Annotated in this window: 13 protein-coding genes and 2 tRNA genes; 7 read left to right on the top strand and 8 right to left on the bottom strand. The window is 57.0% G+C overall.

The window, feature by feature from the left end:
* Positions 1 to 3: 3 nt before the first annotated feature.
* The 7 genes from ACOTZB_RS14365 to ACOTZB_RS14335 all read left to right on the top strand — a co-directional run bounded on the left by ACOTZB_RS14365 (position 4) and on the right by ACOTZB_RS14335 (position 4,814).
* Positions 4 to 80: transfer RNA gene (locus tag ACOTZB_RS14365), tRNA-Arg, on the top strand.
* 292 nt (positions 81 to 372) lie between these two features.
* Positions 373 to 449: transfer RNA gene (locus ACOTZB_RS14360), tRNA-Arg, on the top strand.
* A gap of 257 nt (positions 450 to 706) precedes the next feature.
* A complete protein-coding gene (gene yqaB, locus ACOTZB_RS14355; RefSeq protein WP_032648006.1) occupies positions 707 to 1,273 on the top strand; it encodes a fructose-1-phosphate/6-phosphogluconate phosphatase in 567 nt (188 codons plus the stop codon).
* Positions 1,270 to 1,698, top strand: a complete 429-nt coding sequence (locus ACOTZB_RS14350) for a YqaA family protein (protein ID WP_008499541.1) — start codon at positions 1,270 to 1,272, stop codon at positions 1,696 to 1,698. Before yqaB ends, ACOTZB_RS14350 begins: the two co-directional genes overlap by 4 nt.
* An 83-nt stretch (positions 1,699 to 1,781) precedes the next feature.
* Complete coding sequence (gshA, locus tag ACOTZB_RS14345; RefSeq protein WP_126329559.1) at positions 1,782 to 3,326, top strand: glutamate--cysteine ligase; 1,545 nt, start codon at positions 1,782 to 1,784, stop codon at positions 3,324 to 3,326.
* A 153-nt stretch (positions 3,327 to 3,479) separates the two neighbouring features.
* Entirely contained in the window at positions 3,480 to 3,995 is a 516-nt protein-coding gene (luxS, locus tag ACOTZB_RS14340) for an S-ribosylhomocysteine lyase (protein ID WP_014884972.1), read from the top strand.
* A 54-nt stretch (positions 3,996 to 4,049) separates the two neighbouring features.
* Positions 4,050 to 4,814 carry an AraC family transcriptional regulator gene (locus tag ACOTZB_RS14335; protein ID WP_421627536.1) on the top strand — a complete coding sequence of 255 codons (765 nt, stop codon included), beginning with the start codon at positions 4,050 to 4,052 and terminating at the stop codon, positions 4,812 to 4,814.
* Here ACOTZB_RS14335 and leuA read toward each other — a convergent pair.
* The 8 genes from leuA to proV all read right to left on the bottom strand — a co-directional run bounded on the left by leuA (position 4,801) and on the right by proV (position 14,877).
* On the bottom strand, positions 4,801 to 6,456 hold the full coding sequence (gene leuA, locus ACOTZB_RS14330; RefSeq protein ID WP_421627534.1) for a 2-isopropylmalate synthase: 1,656 nt from the start codon (positions 6,454 to 6,456) through the stop codon (positions 4,801 to 4,803). The two genes, ACOTZB_RS14335 and leuA, sit on opposite strands and share 14 nt — an antisense overlap.
* 96 nt (positions 6,457 to 6,552) lie before the next feature.
* On the bottom strand, positions 6,553 to 8,100 hold the full coding sequence (gene emrB / locus ACOTZB_RS14325; protein WP_045357562.1) for a multidrug efflux MFS transporter permease subunit EmrB: 1,548 nt from the start codon (positions 8,098 to 8,100) through the stop codon (positions 6,553 to 6,555).
* Positions 8,101 to 8,116: 16 nt separating this feature from the next.
* Positions 8,117 to 9,289 (bottom strand): multidrug efflux MFS transporter periplasmic adaptor subunit EmrA, encoded by a 1,173-nt coding sequence (emrA, locus tag ACOTZB_RS14320; RefSeq protein ID WP_023308934.1) that lies wholly within the window; start codon positions 9,287 to 9,289, stop codon positions 8,117 to 8,119.
* Positions 9,290 to 9,415: 126 nt separating this feature from the next.
* Positions 9,416 to 9,946, bottom strand: a complete 531-nt coding sequence (gene mprA / locus ACOTZB_RS14315) for a transcriptional repressor MprA (RefSeq protein ID WP_023308933.1) — start codon at positions 9,944 to 9,946, stop codon at positions 9,416 to 9,418.
* A 313-nt stretch (positions 9,947 to 10,259) separates the two neighbouring features.
* Positions 10,260 to 11,444: an MFS transporter gene (locus ACOTZB_RS14310; protein WP_421627531.1), complete on the bottom strand. Its 1,185-nt coding sequence runs from the start codon at positions 11,442 to 11,444 to the stop codon at positions 10,260 to 10,262.
* A 162-nt stretch (positions 11,445 to 11,606) separates the two neighbouring features.
* Positions 11,607 to 12,602, bottom strand: coding sequence for a glycine betaine/L-proline ABC transporter substrate-binding protein ProX (gene proX, locus ACOTZB_RS14305; RefSeq protein WP_023308931.1), 996 nt, complete (start codon positions 12,600 to 12,602; stop codon positions 11,607 to 11,609).
* Positions 12,603 to 12,611: 9 nt separating this feature from the next.
* Positions 12,612 to 13,682, bottom strand: coding sequence for a glycine betaine/L-proline ABC transporter permease ProW (proW, locus tag ACOTZB_RS14300; RefSeq protein ID WP_193805761.1), 1,071 nt, complete (start codon positions 13,680 to 13,682; stop codon positions 12,612 to 12,614).
* On the bottom strand, positions 13,666 to 14,877 hold the full coding sequence (gene proV / locus ACOTZB_RS14295; protein WP_421627530.1) for a glycine betaine/L-proline ABC transporter ATP-binding protein ProV: 1,212 nt from the start codon (positions 14,875 to 14,877) through the stop codon (positions 13,666 to 13,668). Before proV ends, proW begins: the two co-directional genes overlap by 17 nt.
* Positions 14,878 to 15,056: the final 179 nt, after the last annotated feature.

The raw sequence follows: 15,056 nt of genomic DNA, 5'->3' as shown, positions 1-15,056 counted from the left end.
GATGCATCCGTAGCTCAGCTGGATAGAGTACTCGGCTACGAACCGAGCGGTCGGAGGTTCGAATCCTCCCGGATGCACCATATTCTCCGAGATAATAGCCACGCTGTTGTTTCAAGGTCTGCGAGTTAATCGCAAGCACCAGGGAGGATAACGTTGCTTCAGCAACGGCCCGCAGGGCGAGGCGCAGCCGAGTAATCCTCCCGGATGCACCATATTCTCCGAGATAATAGCCACGCTGTGGTTTCAAGGTCTGCGAGTTAATCGCTAGCACCAGGGAGGATAACGTTGCTTCAGCAACGGCCCGCAGGGCGAGGCGCAGCCGAGTAATCCTCCCGGATGCACCATTTACTGTTTCTAAAAGCATTTCCCGATGCATCCGTAGCTCAGCTGGATAGAGTACTCGGCTACGAACCGAGCGGTCGGAGGTTCGAATCCTCCCGGATGCACCATATTCTCCGAGATAATAGCCCCGCTGTTGTTTCAAGGTCTGCGAGTTAATCGCAAGCACCAGGGAGGATAACGTTGCTTCAGCAACGGCCCGCAGGGCGAGGCGCAGCCGAGTAATCCTCCCGGATGCACCATCTCTTCTGTTATTCCCTTCGATGTTTAGTTCTTAATCACTCTCGTAGTTATCACTTCGCAATCAGCGACAAAAATCACCATTTACGATAAAGTAATGCTTTGTTAATCGTTTAGCGAGAGCACGATGTACGCACAGTATGACGGTTTGATCTTCGATATGGACGGCACTCTCCTGGATACCGAACCCACGCATCGTCAAGCCTGGACTGACGTCCTGGGCCGCTACGGCATGCGTTTCGATCTTCAGGCGATGATTGCCCTCAACGGATCCCCCACCTGGCGTATTGCGCAGGCCGTGATTGAACTGAATCAGGCCGATCTCGACCCGCACCTGCTCGCGCGCGAAAAAACCGATGCGGTAAAAGCCATGCTTTTAGATACCGTACGCCCTCTGCCGCTGATTGATGTGGTAAAAGAGTGGCACGGACGCCGCCCGATGTCGGTAGGAACCGGGAGCGAAAGCGCGATTGCAGAAGCTTTGCTCAACCATCTTGGCCTGCGCCACTATTTTTCTGCCGTGGTGGCCGCCGATCATGTTAAACACCACAAGCCCGCACCGGACACCTTCCTGCTTTGCGCAGAATTAATGGGCGTCCCGGCGGCAAAATGTGTCGTGTTTGAAGACGCCGATTTCGGTATCCAGGCCGCGCGAGATGCCGGAATGGATGCGGTGGATGTGCGCTTACTGTGAGTGACGCGCTGTCACTTGCTTCATTATTCGCCAGCAGTTTTTTAAGCGCCACGCTGTTACCGGGAAATTCGGAAGTGGTGCTGGTGGCGATGCTGTTGTCCGGCGTGAGTCAGCCCTGGCTGCTTGTATTAATAGCAACAATGGGTAATAGCCTTGGAGGGCTGACTAACGTTATTCTTGGGCGTTTCTTTCCGCTGCGCGAAAAATCGCGCTGGCAGGAAAAGGCAGTCGGCTGGCTAAAACGCTATGGCGCTGCCACGCTGTTATTAAGCTGGATGCCTGTAATAGGCGATTTACTGTGTCTGCTGGCGGGATGGATGCGCATCTCCTGGGGACCGGTGCTCTTTTTTTTGTGCCTTGGCAAGGCGTTGCGCTATGTTCTTGTGGCGTGGGCAACACTACAGGGTATGACGTGGTGGCACTAATTGGTGGAATGAAAACGCGACCTTCAATCGTCAACCATTACAATTATGCTGAGTAACATTACTTTGACAGGCGGGAGGTCAATTTGATCCCGGACGTATCTCAGGCGCTGGCCTGGCTGGAAAACCACCCTCAGGCATTGAAGGGTATTCAGCGTGGTCTTGAGCGTGAAACGCTGCGCGTTAACGCGGACGGTAGCTTAGCGACGACGGGTCACCCGAAGGCGTTAGGCTCGGCGCTGACACATAAATGGATCACAACCGATTTCGCTGAAGCGCTGCTGGAGTTCATCACCCCAGTAGAGGGTGATATTGATCATATGCTGACGATCATGCGCGATATCCATCGCTACACCGCGCGCAACATGGGCGACGAACGTATGTGGCCCCTCAGCATGCCGTGCTATATCGAGCAGGGCCAGGAGATTGAGCTGGCGCAGTACGGCACGTCAAATATTGGTCGGCTGAAAACGCTCTATCGCGAAGGGCTGAAAAACCGCTACGGCGCGTTGATGCAGACGATCTCGGGCGTGCATTACAACTTCTCGCTGCCAATGGCCTTCTGGCAGGCGAAATGCGGTGAAACGGATAAAGACGCGATATCTGAAGGCTATTTCCGCCTGATCCGCAACTATTACCGTTTCGGCTGGGTGATCCCGTATCTGTTTGGTGCCTCCCCGGCGATCTGTTCTTCGTTCCTGCAGGGGAAACCGACCACGCTGCCGTTCGAGAAGACCGAGTGCGGAATGTACTATCTCCCGTACGCCACCTCTCTGCGCCTGAGCGATCTCGGTTATACCAATAAATCGCAAAGCAATCTCGGTATTACGTTTAACGAATTGCACGAATATGTGGCAGGATTGAAGCGGGCGATCAAAACCCCGTCGGAAGAGTACGAGAAAATCGGCCTCGAAAAAGACGGCAAACGCCTGCAAATCAACAGCAATGTGCTGCAGATTGAAAACGAACTGTATGCGCCTATTCGCCCTAAGCGCGTGACGCGCAGCGGTGAAACCCCGTCGGATGCGCTGCAGCGCGGCGGGATCGAATACATCGAAGTGCGTTCGCTGGATATCAACCCGTTCTCACCGATTGGCGTTGATGAACAGCAGGTTCGCTTCCTGGATCTGTTTATGGTCTGGTGCGTGCTGGCGGATGCGCCGGAAATGAGTTCAGACGAACTGCTCTGTACCCGTACAAACTGGAATCGCGTGATTCTGGAAGGGCGTAAACCGGGCCTGACGCTGGGTATCGGCTGCGAAACGGCACAGTTCCCGCTGACCAAAGTCGGCAAAGATCTGTTCCGCGATCTGAAGCGTGTTGCCCGCACAATGGACAGCATTGACGGCGGCGACGCGTATCAACAGATCTGCGACCAGCTGGTGGAATGTTTTGATAATCCGGAACTGACGTTCTCAGCGCGTATTCTGCGTTCTATGATCGATCAGGGCATTGGCGGCACGGGGCGTTCACTCTCAGCGGAGTACCGTGAGATGCTGATGCAGGAGCCGTTAGAAGTGTTGAGCGAAGCGGATTTTGCCGCGGAACGCGATGCGTCCGTGGTGCGTCAGAAAGAGGTTGAAGCGGCGGATACCGAGTCGTTTGAGGCGTTTCTGGCGAAGCAGTCTTAAGCAGAAAAGAAAAAGGCCACATCGCTGTGGCCAAAATATACATCTCTGAATTCAGGGATGATGATAACAAATGCGCGTCTTTCATATATTCAGACGTGCATTCTGTAGAAGAGTTCAGTTTATTTTAAAAAAAATCACTATCGGAGGTGACGTATGCCGTTATTAGATAGCTTTACTGTCGACCATACCCGTATGGAAGCACCTGCAGTACGCGTGGCGAAGACCATGCACACCCCGCACGGCGACACGATCACCGTCTTCGATCTGCGTTTCTGCGTGCCAAATAAAGAAGTGATGCCAGAGAAAGGCATTCATACCCTGGAACACCTGTTCGCCGGTTTCATGCGTGACCATCTGAACGGCAACGGCGTTGAGATCATCGACATCTCTCCGATGGGCTGCCGTACCGGTTTCTACATGAGCCTGATTGGCCAGCCAGAAGAGAAACGCGTCGCAGATGCGTGGAAAGCGGCGATGGAAGACGTGCTGAAGGTGAAAGAGCAGAACCAGATCCCTGAGCTGAACGTTTACCAGTGCGGGACTTACCAGATGCACTCTCTGGAAGAAGCGCAGGACATCGCGCGCCACATCATCGAGCGTGACGTTCGCGTGAACAGCAACGAAGAGCTGGCCCTGCCAAAAGAAAAGCTGCAGGAACTGCACATCTAGTGCACCTTTTCCCTCTCCCACCGGGAGAGGGTAGGGTGAGGGTTGTTTAACCCCATGACCACAACGTCGACTTTCTCCTTTACCCATCGTCCCCTCGTTCCGTTCGCCCATGATTACGTTCATGGTGACAGCGAGCCGTGGCATGAGCACGAATGCGCGCAGTTGCTGCACATCCTGAGCGGCGTGGTACGGGTAGATACCGTCTCGGGCTGCTGGGTGGTTCCGCCTGGCCGCGGCGTCTGGCTGCCGGCAGGCACTCGCCACTCACTTCGCATCACCGGCAACGTGGCGGCGCGAACGCTGTTCATCGATCCGCTGGCGCGAGCCGATCTCCCGGCCACCTGCCAGATCGTGCAGATCGCGCCGCTGTTGCGCGAGCTGATCCTCGTCTCTCTTGCTTTACCTGAATCGTACTCGCCCGGCAGCCGGGATGAACGCGTCTATGAACTCATTCTCGATGAAATCCGCACTATGCCGGTGCTGCCGTTTCATCTGCCGGAGCCGGAAAGCGAGGCGTTACGTCACCTGTGTCTGCAAATCCGGCAAAACGCGGGGAAGAGCTGGAGCGGCGCTCAGGCCGCGAGCATGATGAACATGAGCGAGCGCACCCTGAACCGCCATTTTCAGCAGCAGACGGGATTAAGCTACGGCGAGTGGCTGAGAAGGGCGCGCCTGCTGGAAGCCTTAGTGCGGCTGGCGCAGGGCCAGCCGGTACTGCGCGTGGCGCTGGATCTGGGTTACGGCAGCCACAGCGCCTTTACGGCGATGTTCCGCCGCGTGATGGGCGTCTCCCCCAGCGATTACTTTAAGAACGACTGACGGCGTTTAAGAGCGCCTGAAGCGACGCGCGCGCCACGTCGCTGTCGATGCCCACGCCCCAGCGGCTGCTCCCGTCCTGGAACAGGCAGCGGATGTAAGCCACCGAGCGGCTGTCGCTGCGTTCGCCTAACGTATGCTCGTGATAATCCTTAATCACGAACGGGGCGTTGACCCAGCGGCTTAAGCCGTGAGCGGCGGCGGAGAGCAGACCGTTACCCTGACCTTCCAGCTGGCGCGTTCCCCCCTGCATGGCGACGCTTGCCGTCAAACGCAGCTGGCCGTCCTGCTGGCTGTCGCTGCGGTAGGATTGCAGCGCAAACTGCGGCGTGGCTACCAGGCCGTAGCGGGTGCGGAACAGCTGCCACAGCGCGTTTTGCGTCATCTCTTTTCCGTGGCGATCGGTTTCCTGCTGCACGTGCTGGCTGAAATCCTGCTGCAGGGCGCGGGGCAGTTTCAGGCCATGATTCTGTTCGATGAGCCACGCGCTGCCGCTTTTCCCTGACTGGCTGTTGACGCGGATCACCGCTTCGTAGGTGCAGCCGATGTCCTGCGGATCGACGGGCAGATACGGCATCTCCCAGCGATCGCCAGGCCTGTGGGCATCAAAGCCTTTTTTGATCGCGTCCTGATGCGAGCCTGAGAAGGCGGTATAGGCCAGTCGTCCGGCCCACGGGTGGCGCGGATGCACCGGCAGCTGGTTGCAGGCTTCCACCACTTCCACGACTCGGTTCATATCGCTAAAGTCGAGATTCGGGCTGATGCCCTGACTATAGAGGTTCATCGCCAGCGTCACCAGGCAGACGTTGCCCGTGCGCTCGCCGTTACCAAACAGACAGCCTTCCACGCGATCAGCCCCCGCCATCACGGCCAGCTCGGCGCTGGCGACGCCGGTACCGCGGTCGTTATGCGGATGCACGCTAATGCAGACATCCCGGCGGCGGCTGAAATGGCGACAGAAATACTCGATCTGGTCGGCATAGACGTTCGGCGTGCTCACTTCGACGGTGGCCGGTAAGTTGATCACCATGGGCCGTTCGTCGCACGGCTGCCAGATCTCCGCCACGGCTTCACAGATCTCCAGCGCAAACTCCGGCTCGGTAAAGCAGAAGGTCTCCGGGGAATACTCATACTGCCAGCGGGTGTCCGGGTTCTCTTCACACAGCTGACGAATAAGCCGCGTGGATCGCGTCGCCAGCTCGACGATTTGCGCTTTTTCCATGCCGAATACCAGGCGGCGGAACAGCGGGGCGGTGGCGTTATACAGATGGACGGTGGCCTGTTTCGCGCCGCGCAGGGATTGGAAAGTGCGATGGATGAGATCTTCCCGCGCCTGGGTTAACACCTGAATCGTCACGTCATCCGGGATGCGGTTCTCTTCAATCAGCTGGCGAACAAAGTTGAAGTCAGTCTGTGAGGCGGATGGGAAAGCCACCTCAATTTCTTTGAATCCGCAGCCCAGCAGCAGATCCCAGAACTGCAGCTTGCGGGTGCTATCCATCGGCTCGGCAAGGGCCTGGTTGCCGTCGCGTAAGTCGGTTGAGAGCCAGCGCGGCGCGCGGGTAATGCGTTGCTCCGGCCAGCGGCGGTCGGGCAGGGAAAGGGTTGGATAGGGTTGGTACTTGTCGGCGGGTGTGTTCAGCATGATGCGCTCCTGTTGTCTTTTCACCATCGTGAATGGATTTCAGGAGCGCTGCTTTATCGAAACTGACAATCGCTGTCGCGTTCTGGACAACGCGAATTAGTGCGCGCCACCGCCGCCGCTACCGGCGCCAAACGGTGGTTTAGCAAACCACACCAGCCCCAGCAGGACGATAAAGATCCCCGCCGATATCCAGAAAATCTCGTTGGCCGAGATAATCAGCCCCTGATTGGTGATCTGCTGGGCAATCCACCCTGACGCCTGCTGTTCCGTCATACCCATTCCCTGAAGCTGGTTGTACATCTCCCGGGAGTTCGGGTTGAACGGGTTCACCGCTTCGGTCAGCTGGGCATGGTGCATCGATTCACGGTTCGTCCACAGGGTGGTGGTGATCGACGTACCAATCGAGCCCGCCAGCGTTCGCGTAAAGTTCGACAGGCTCGATGCGGCCGCCATGCGCTCAGGCGGTAAACCGGAAAGCGTGATGGTGGTCAGTGGCATAAAGAAACACGCCACGGCAAAGCCCTGAATAAACTGCGGCCACGCGGACGCGCCAAAGTCCATTCCCGGTTCGAACGTATACGCGCGCCAGTAGAAGCACACGGCATACATGATAAAGCTGAACGTCACCAGCCTGCGCATGTCGAGCTTGTGGGCGAAGCGGCCAATAATCGGCGACAGCAGAACCGGAATCAATCCAACCGGCGCCGAGGCTAAACCTGCCCAGGTTGCGGTGTAGCCGTATACCTCCTGCAACAGCTGCGGCAGCAGTACAATCGCGCCGAAGTAGAGCATGTAGGCGAGGCTGATACACAGACAGCCTATGGTGAAGTTTCGCGACTTAAACAGCGACAGGTCGACTATCGGGTTATCGTCCGTTAGCTCCCAGACAATCAGGAAGCTCAGCGACACCACCGCGACAATCGTCAGGATGATGATCTCCCGGGAGTTGAACCAGTCCAGCTCTTTGCCCTGGTCGAGCATGACCTGCAGGCTACCGATGCCGACAACCAGCAGTGCCAGACCAATGGCGTCGATACGCCGCTGTTCCGTCCGGGTTTCTCTGCCGCGCAGCGACTGGAGCGTCAGCATTACCACGATGGCGCCAATCGGTACGTTGATGAAGAAGATCCAGCCCCAGTGATAGTTGTCGCTGATATAGCCGCCTAAGATAGGCCCGCAAATCGGCGCGACAATTACGGTCATCGACCACAGCGCCAGCGCAATCGAGCGCTTGGCGGGCGGGTAGTTGTTCAGCAGTAAGCTCTGCGACAGCGGGATCAGCGGCCCGGCGACAATCCCCTGAATGACGCGGAAGAAAATCAGCATCGTCAGGCTGCTGGACATGCCGCACGCCCAGGAGGCAAGAACGAACAATACCGTCGACCAGAGGAACAGCTTCACTTCACCGACGCGCTTTGCCAGCCAGCCGGTAATCGGAATGGAGATGGCGTTTGCCACCCCAAACGAGGTAATGACCCAGGTTCCCTGGCTCAGCGACGAGCCAAGGTTACCGGCGATGGTCGGGATCGCCACGTTTGCGATGGTGGAGTCCAGCACCTGCATAAATGTCGCCAGCGACAGCGCGATGGTCATGATGACCAGCTGCGCGCCTTCGAGCGGTTTTTGCGGCTTTTGCTGTTGCATAACGCTCACCTTCGGATTAACCGGCGTTTGCCTTCACGATGTCATCGATCAGCTTGTTGACCGGATCGAGGCTAATTTCACGGGCGTTACTTTCATAAGCCGGGCTGCTTCGCACCTGGCTTGCCAGGATCTGACCGTCGCGGTTGGCGGTGTCGACCGTTACCAGCGTAGAGAGGCCGATACGCAGCGGGTGATCCGCCAGCTGTTTGGCATCCAGCTCAATACGCACGGGCAGACGCTGAACCACTTTGATCCAGTTACCGGTGGCGTTTTGCGCAGGCAGCAGGGAGAAGGCGCTGCCGGTCCCCATGTCCAGACCGACCACTTTACCGGTGTACTTCACGTCATCGCCATAGATGTCGCTGACAACCGTCGCGCTCTGGCCGATACGCATATGGGCAAGCTGCGTCTCTTTAAAGTTGGCGTCTACCCACAGATTGTCTGCCGGCACGACCGCCATCAGCGGCGTGGTTGGGCTAATCTGCGCCCCTGGCTGGACGGAACGACGGGAGACATAGCCGGTCATCGGGCTGACGATTTTGGTACGCTGCAGGGCAAGCCACGCGTTGCGCACTTCAGTCGCCGCCTGCTGTACGGCAGGCTGGTTTTCCAGACTGGTGCCCAGCACCATCGCCTGGTTGGCGTTGTACTGTTGAATGGCTACATCCAGCTGTGCCTGAGCGCTGGCAACGGCGTCGCGGGCGTGCTGCAGCTCTTCACGGCCAATCAGGTTGGCGGTGCCGAGCGGCACGCGGCGGTTCAGGTCGCTCTGCGCCTGCGCCAGCGCCGTTTTCTGCACGTCGATGTTGGCCTGCAGCTGCTTGCTGTTGATCATCAGCTGGCGGGTCTGACGGACGCTGGAGGCCAGCGCGGTCTGTGCTTTTTCAAACGCCTGCTGGGCGTCGGTTGGATCGAGGGTCACCAACACATCGCCTTTTTGCACAAAGTCGGTATTGTCAGCCCAGACTTTCGTCACGCTGCCCGACACCTGCGCCATAATTTGTACCTGGTTCCCTGCCACGTACGCGTCGTCAGTCTCTTCAGCATGACGCAGTACTAAAAACCAATAGATCCCATATGCCACGGCAATAATGATAAAGAGCAAGGTCAACAGAAGAAGGGCGCTCTTACGTTTGCCTTTCTTGTTGGCCGGTTGCTGCGGGGTAGTGCTCTCCGCATTTGCGCTCATTGTTGTTCTCCACGATCTTCTTATTTTCACATCGGCTGAGCCGACCTGTTGTCAGAAAGGCCAGCACTGTGACGTGCTGGCCTGTCGGTTTTCTTATGAATCTGGAATGGTGAGCGTGTCGTCGCGTTAGCGCAGCGCCTCAAGAACGGCGCCGTCTTCATCCATCTGGTCCAGACGGGTGAGCAGCTTGCGAGTGATGTGCTCAAGCTGGTCGCGCTCGGCGGTGCTGAGGGCGGACCAGAGTTTGTGCAGGCAATTGTGCTGAGGTGGCAGCACCTCGCGCAGGAACTGGTGACCTTTATCGGTCAGTTGCAGATGCAGGCAGCGGCGATCGTTGTCGCTTTCACGGCGCTCAATCCAGCCGCGCTTTTCGAGTTCATCGGCAATACGGGTCGCATTGGTACGGGAGGAGCCCAGCGCGCAGCTCAGTTCGGAAGGCTGAATGCTGTGATTTTCCTGAGACTCCAGCGTAATCAACGCCATAAACAACGTCTCGTTAATCCCTTGAGCTTTCAGCATTTTATTACGGTTTTCCAGTAGCTTACCCTGCATGTGCATGCACAGGCGAGTCAGCAGGATTTCCTGATACGGGAAGTCCTCATGGCGACTGGCGCGGAATTTAAGCATTTGTTCAATGGGCGTAAACGAACTATCCATTTGGGCATAACCTCATTAATTACAGCCGATATAGTAACGATAGTGACAAATAATGTAAATGAATTATTTGTGCGGTTATATCCGCCAAATTTATGTCACCGTCAGAAAGCGCCGGGTAAGTCCGTGACCCGGTGAGCACAGAAAGCGTTGGGTGTGAACCCGCTGAAGAGAGGATGTGAGGACGGGGGTCTGAACTATTCATGCCGATTGTAAATATGTCACCCACATTAAAATTTCTGGGATAAATGATTACGTTTACATTAACAGAGTGAAGGGCCTCTTAACACCCTAAGAGGCCAACTCAATGTAAATGTTAGTTAATTGCATCCTGACGGTGATAACCGCACCACCATACTAGCAGGTTGATGGTGGCGACGATGGCCCCTATCGCGCATACCCCCGACCAGCCGGTATGCTGCCACGCCGACGCTGAAATGAGCGAACCCGCCGCGCCGCCGATGAAGTAGCTGGTCATGTATCCGGCCGTCAGGCGGTTACGCGCCTCTGGCTTCACGCGATAGATGACGGTCTGATTGGTGATGTGAACGCCCTGAACGGTGAGATCGAGCACCAGGATACCGACGATCAGCGCCAGCACCGAGATGTGTCCGTACCAGATCGCCGCCCAGGAGAGCAGAAGTAAAACCAGCCCTGCGGAGGTGGTCAGGTGGGATTTGCCCTTGTCGGCCAGCCCGCCAGCGGGACGTGCGCCCAGTGCGCCTGCGGCGCCGGCCAGGCCGAACAGGCCAATCACCCCTTCGGAATAATTAAACGGCGGCGCGGCCAGCAGAAACGCCATCGACGTCCACAGGATGCTGAAGTTAGCGAAGGTGAAACAGCCCAGCAGGGCGCGGGTGCGCAGAAGCTTGTCCTGGGTGAACAGGCTGAAAACGGAGGCCAGCAGCTGAGGATAGTTCAGGTGGTTTTCCTGCTTCACTTTTGGCAGCCCGCGCCACAGCGCCAGCGCCATGATGACCATCAGCACGCTCGCCACCCAGTATACGGTGCGCCAGCCGCCGAGGCTTGCCAGCAGTCCTGCAACGGTACGCGCCAGCAAAATCCCCAGCAGCAGGCCGCTCATGATGGTGCCCACCACCTTGCCGCGTTTTTCCGGGGAGGCGAGGGTCGCGGCGAGCGGGACCAGGATTTGCGCCACCACGGAGAACAGCCCCGTTAGCGCGGTACCGATAATCATCATCGTCAGCGACTGGCTGCTGGCGGTGATCAGCATCCCACCGGCGGCCAGCAGGGTCATGGAGACAATCAGCATTCGGCGTTCAAACATATCGCCGAGCGGCACCAGGAACAGCAGCCCGGCGGCATAGCCTAGCTGGGCAGCGGTGACGATAAAGCCTGCGGAGCTGGCGGAGAGATTGAACGCGCGGGCGATGGTGTCGAGAAGAGGCTGCGCGTAATAGTTGCTGGCGACTGCCAGACCCGTTGCCACGGACATTAAAAGGATGAGTGCGGGGCTAAGCCCTTGAGTTGTTTTTGTCATTAGTTTCAGGAATCGTTAGTTGAGTGATTATTTTTCCGGAAACCATAATAGCTAATGATTGTGAAAGTTGGGGGATTGTTGGGTGATGTATTGTGCGGTTTAGGTTGGGTGCGGTTGATCCCCTCATCCTAGCCCTCTCCCACGGGGAGAGGGCTAAGTCCTTTACTTCTGCGCTTCAAGCGCCTCTTTCACCCAGCCGTCGAACTGCTGCTGGTGGGCTTTGATCCAGCCGTCCACGTGGCCTTTCACATCCGCTTCAGACGATTTGCCCGCATGCATCATCGCGTTCTGGGCATTGATGTCCGCCAGCGGCAGCTTCATTACCGAGAACAGCTTCGCCGCCGCCGGGTTTTTCTCCGCCCAGGCTTTGTTGGCCACGATATGCATGGTGTTCACCGGGAAGCCGTAGTTCATGCCGTTCGGCAGTTTGGTGTCGATATCCTTCTGCTCGCCCGGAAGGGAGGAGAACGGCACCTGCAGCCACACCACGTCTTTGCCCGGCTTTAGCACGTCGCTCACCCAGTACGGCGTCCAGGTGTAGTAGATCACCGGTTTACCCTCTTTAAAGCGGGCAATGGTGTCGGCCATCATCGCTGAATAGTTGCCGTGGCTCACGTCGACCGTTTTCGCCAGATCGAACGCTTTGTTCTGGTGGTTAATCACCGCTTCACAGCCCCAGCCCGGCGAGCAGCCCATCATGTCGGCCTTGCCGTCACCGTTGGTGTCGAACAGTTTGGCGATCTTCGGATCTTTCAGCTGTTCAATGTTGGTGATGTGGTACTTATCGGCAGTTTTTTTGTCGATCAGATACCCCTGCGCCGCACCCGTCACGAAGGTGCCTTCGCGATAGAATTTCTTGTCGCCACCGGCGGCGGCATACATGTCGTCGTGCAGCGGCTGCCAGTTGACGGCGGTAAAGGTGGCGTCACCGGAGGCAATCGAGGTATAGCCCACGTTGTAATCCACTTCGCTCGGGGTGTTAACCGTATAGCCCAGCTTCTCCAGCGCGCGGCTGACGATCAGCGTCTGGAAGCTCTCTTCCGAAATGGTGCTCTGCACCGGCTGCACGGTAATGCCTTTGCCAGGCAGGTCAGCCGCAAACGCGCTGGTGGAGACAAGGGTGGCAAACGCTGTGGCAAAAAGTACGTTATGTCGCATCGTTGTTCCTTATTTTGACTTCGTGAAAGGGCGGGTGAGTAACCCGACAGGGCCGGTGGTATACCAGCGACGGTTGCCGCGACTGCGTGAATCACGACCGACGGCCTGGGTCAGGCGGTCAAGGATAATGGCGAGGATCACAATGCCGACGCCGCCGACGGTGGCCAGCCCCATGTCGAGACGGCCAATGCCGCGCAGCACCATCTGGCCCAGTCCGCCAACGGCGATCATCGAGGCAATCACCACCATCGACAGGGCCAGCATCAGCGTCTGGTTAACGCCCGCCATGATGGTCGGCATCGCCAGAGGAAGCTGAACCTTAAACAGCATCTGGCGCGGGCTGGCGCCGAACGAGCGGGACGCTTCGATCAGGTCCGCAGGCACCTGGTTAATCCCCAGAATGGTCAGACGAATAATCGGCGGCAGGGCAAAGATAATGGTGACCACCACGCCCGGCACGTTGCCGATGCCGAACAGCATCACGATAGGCACCAGATAGACGAATGCCGGGGTGGTCTGCATCGCATCCAGCAGCGGACGAATAATCTTCGCTGCCCGCGGGCTTCGCGCCAGCCAGATCCCCATAGGCAGGCCGATGACAATGCAGAAGAGCAGAGCGGTCAGCACCAGCGCCAGGGTGATCATCGCCTGCGACCACGCGCCAATCGCGCCGATGGCAATCAGCGAAATCAGCGTGGCGACCCCCATCCCTGCGCTACCGAACTGCCAGGCGATCAGGGAGAACAGGATAATCGCCACCGGCGCCGGCATGCCCAGCATCAGCTGCTGGAAGCCGTTCAGGATGTAATCCACCGGGACGCGGATCCCCTGGAAGACCGGACGGAAGTGGGTGACCACCCAGTCGATCCCTTCCGTGACCCAGCTGTCCAGCGGGATCAGCGTTTTGTGGAACGGATCCATGATATTGAAGTGTTCTGGCGCAGGCGCGGGTGCGCTGTTGAGCCAGTCTGCCGCACCACCGCCATCGGTCGGCGCTGGCGTGGAACCCCAGGCGTCGGCAGATTGCGCAGCGCTGTCCGCTGCTTCGGTGGTGCTCCACGGGTTAGATTGATCGGTCATTGTTTGCCCCCTCGCGATCTAAAGCCTGCAGCAGCATCCGTTTTGAGATGATGCCGACGTACTGTTGTTCCTCACCCACGACCGGCACGGCGCAAGGCGCCTGGCCCACGTGAGAGAGCAACTCGCTGAGCGGCGTTTCGGCGTCCACGGCAAGCGGAGCGTCAATTAACGCCGCATCGATTCCCAGGTTTTCGCCAAGGGCGGTTTTCAGAGAGTCGATGGAGACAACGCCAACAAATTTATTGCCGCGTTCAACCAGATAACCGTATTCACGGTCTTCGTCCTGCAGCAGCTTCAGCGCGGAGCGCGGGCCGAAGCCTGGCGTTTTACGGATAATGCCGTTTGGCGTTCGACGGGCAATATCTTTGGCGCTAAAGACCTGGCTAATATCCACGCCGCGGAAGAAGGTGCGCACATAATCATTCGCCGGATTATTGAGTATTTCATCCGGCGTGCCGACCTGCACCACTTCACCGTTTTGCATAATGGCAATACGGTCGCCAATACGCATGGCTTCATCCAGATCGTGGGAAATAAAGACAATCGTTCGCTGATGTTTAGCCTGTAATTTTACCAGCTCATCCTGCATCTCGGTGCGAATTAACGGATCGAGGGCGGAGAAGGCTTCATCCATTAATAATATGTCTGGATTAATGGCTAATGCACGGGCTAATCCCACGCGCTGACGCATACCGCCGGAAAGCTCATCCGGGTACGCATGCGCATAATTTTCCAGCCCGACCTGACGCAGTGCATCAAGGGCTTTATCCTGACGTTCCTGAGCTGGAGTGCCGGCTAATTCCATGCCGAAAGCAGTATTATCCAGCACCGTCATGTGCGGCATCAGCGCGAATGACTGGAACACCATTGCGATCTTCTTTCTGCGCACCTCGCGAAGCTCTGCGTCTGATATTCTGGCGATATCCACGCCGTCAATCAGCACCTGTCCGCGGGTGGGTTCAATCAGGCGATTGAGAAGGCGAACCATAGTGGATTTACCCGAACCGGATAATCCCATGATGACAAAAATCTCGCCTTCTTCAATGGCCAGACTGGCGTCTTTAACGCCAAGCGATAGCCCGGTTTTTTCCAGAATTTGCTCTTTCGTAAGGCCTTTCTCAATATATTTGAATGCGCGCTGCGGATGCTCGCCAAATACTTTATAAAGATTTTTCACTTCTAATTTAATTGCCATGCAATAGAGAGTGTCCTGTTATTTGTTTATGCCGATATGATTACCATGGTAAATTGTTAACGGGCATAACCCTAACATACTGAGAATCTGAGACAACCCTGAGTCGGGATGAAGGCAAAATTTTGACGCAAGCGAAACGGCTGAATTTCCCATGAATAAAGGGCTGAGGACGGTTTGAA

It is taken from the genome of Enterobacter cloacae complex sp. SHL020 (genome assembly GCF_049236945.1).
Lineage (GTDB): Bacteria > Pseudomonadota > Gammaproteobacteria > Enterobacterales > Enterobacteriaceae > Enterobacter > Enterobacter dykesii.
This window is presented reverse-complemented; position numbering and strand designations above follow the sequence as displayed.

Excerpts from the sequence above, each read along its gene's own strand:
- yqaB (WP_032648006.1), top strand. The coding sequence starts at position 707 with ATGTACGCACAGTATGACGGTTTGATCTTCGATATGGACGGCACTCTC.
- luxS (WP_014884972.1), top strand. The coding sequence starts at position 3,480 with ATGCCGTTATTAGATAGCTTTACTGTCGACCATACCCGTATGGAAGCA.
- ACOTZB_RS14335 (WP_421627536.1), top strand. The coding sequence starts at position 4,050 with ATGACCACAACGTCGACTTTCTCCTTTACCCATCGTCCCCTCGTTCCG.
- leuA (WP_421627534.1), bottom strand. The coding sequence starts at position 6,456 with ATGCTGAACACACCCGCCGACAAGTACCAACCCTATCCAACCCTTTCC.
- emrB (WP_045357562.1), bottom strand. The coding sequence starts at position 8,100 with ATGCAACAGCAAAAGCCGCAAAAACCGCTCGAAGGCGCGCAGCTGGTC.
- emrA (WP_023308934.1), bottom strand. The coding sequence starts at position 9,289 with ATGAGCGCAAATGCGGAGAGCACTACCCCGCAGCAACCGGCCAACAAG.
- mprA (WP_023308933.1), bottom strand. The coding sequence starts at position 9,946 with ATGGATAGTTCGTTTACGCCCATTGAACAAATGCTTAAATTCCGCGCC.
- ACOTZB_RS14310 (WP_421627531.1), bottom strand. The coding sequence starts at position 11,444 with ATGACAAAAACAACTCAAGGGCTTAGCCCCGCACTCATCCTTTTAATG.
- proX (WP_023308931.1), bottom strand. The coding sequence starts at position 12,602 with ATGCGACATAACGTACTTTTTGCCACAGCGTTTGCCACCCTTGTCTCC.
- proW (WP_193805761.1), bottom strand. The coding sequence starts at position 13,682 with ATGACCGATCAATCTAACCCGTGGAGCACCACCGAAGCAGCGGACAGC.
- proV (WP_421627530.1), bottom strand. The coding sequence starts at position 14,877 with ATGGCAATTAAATTAGAAGTGAAAAATCTTTATAAAGTATTTGGCGAG.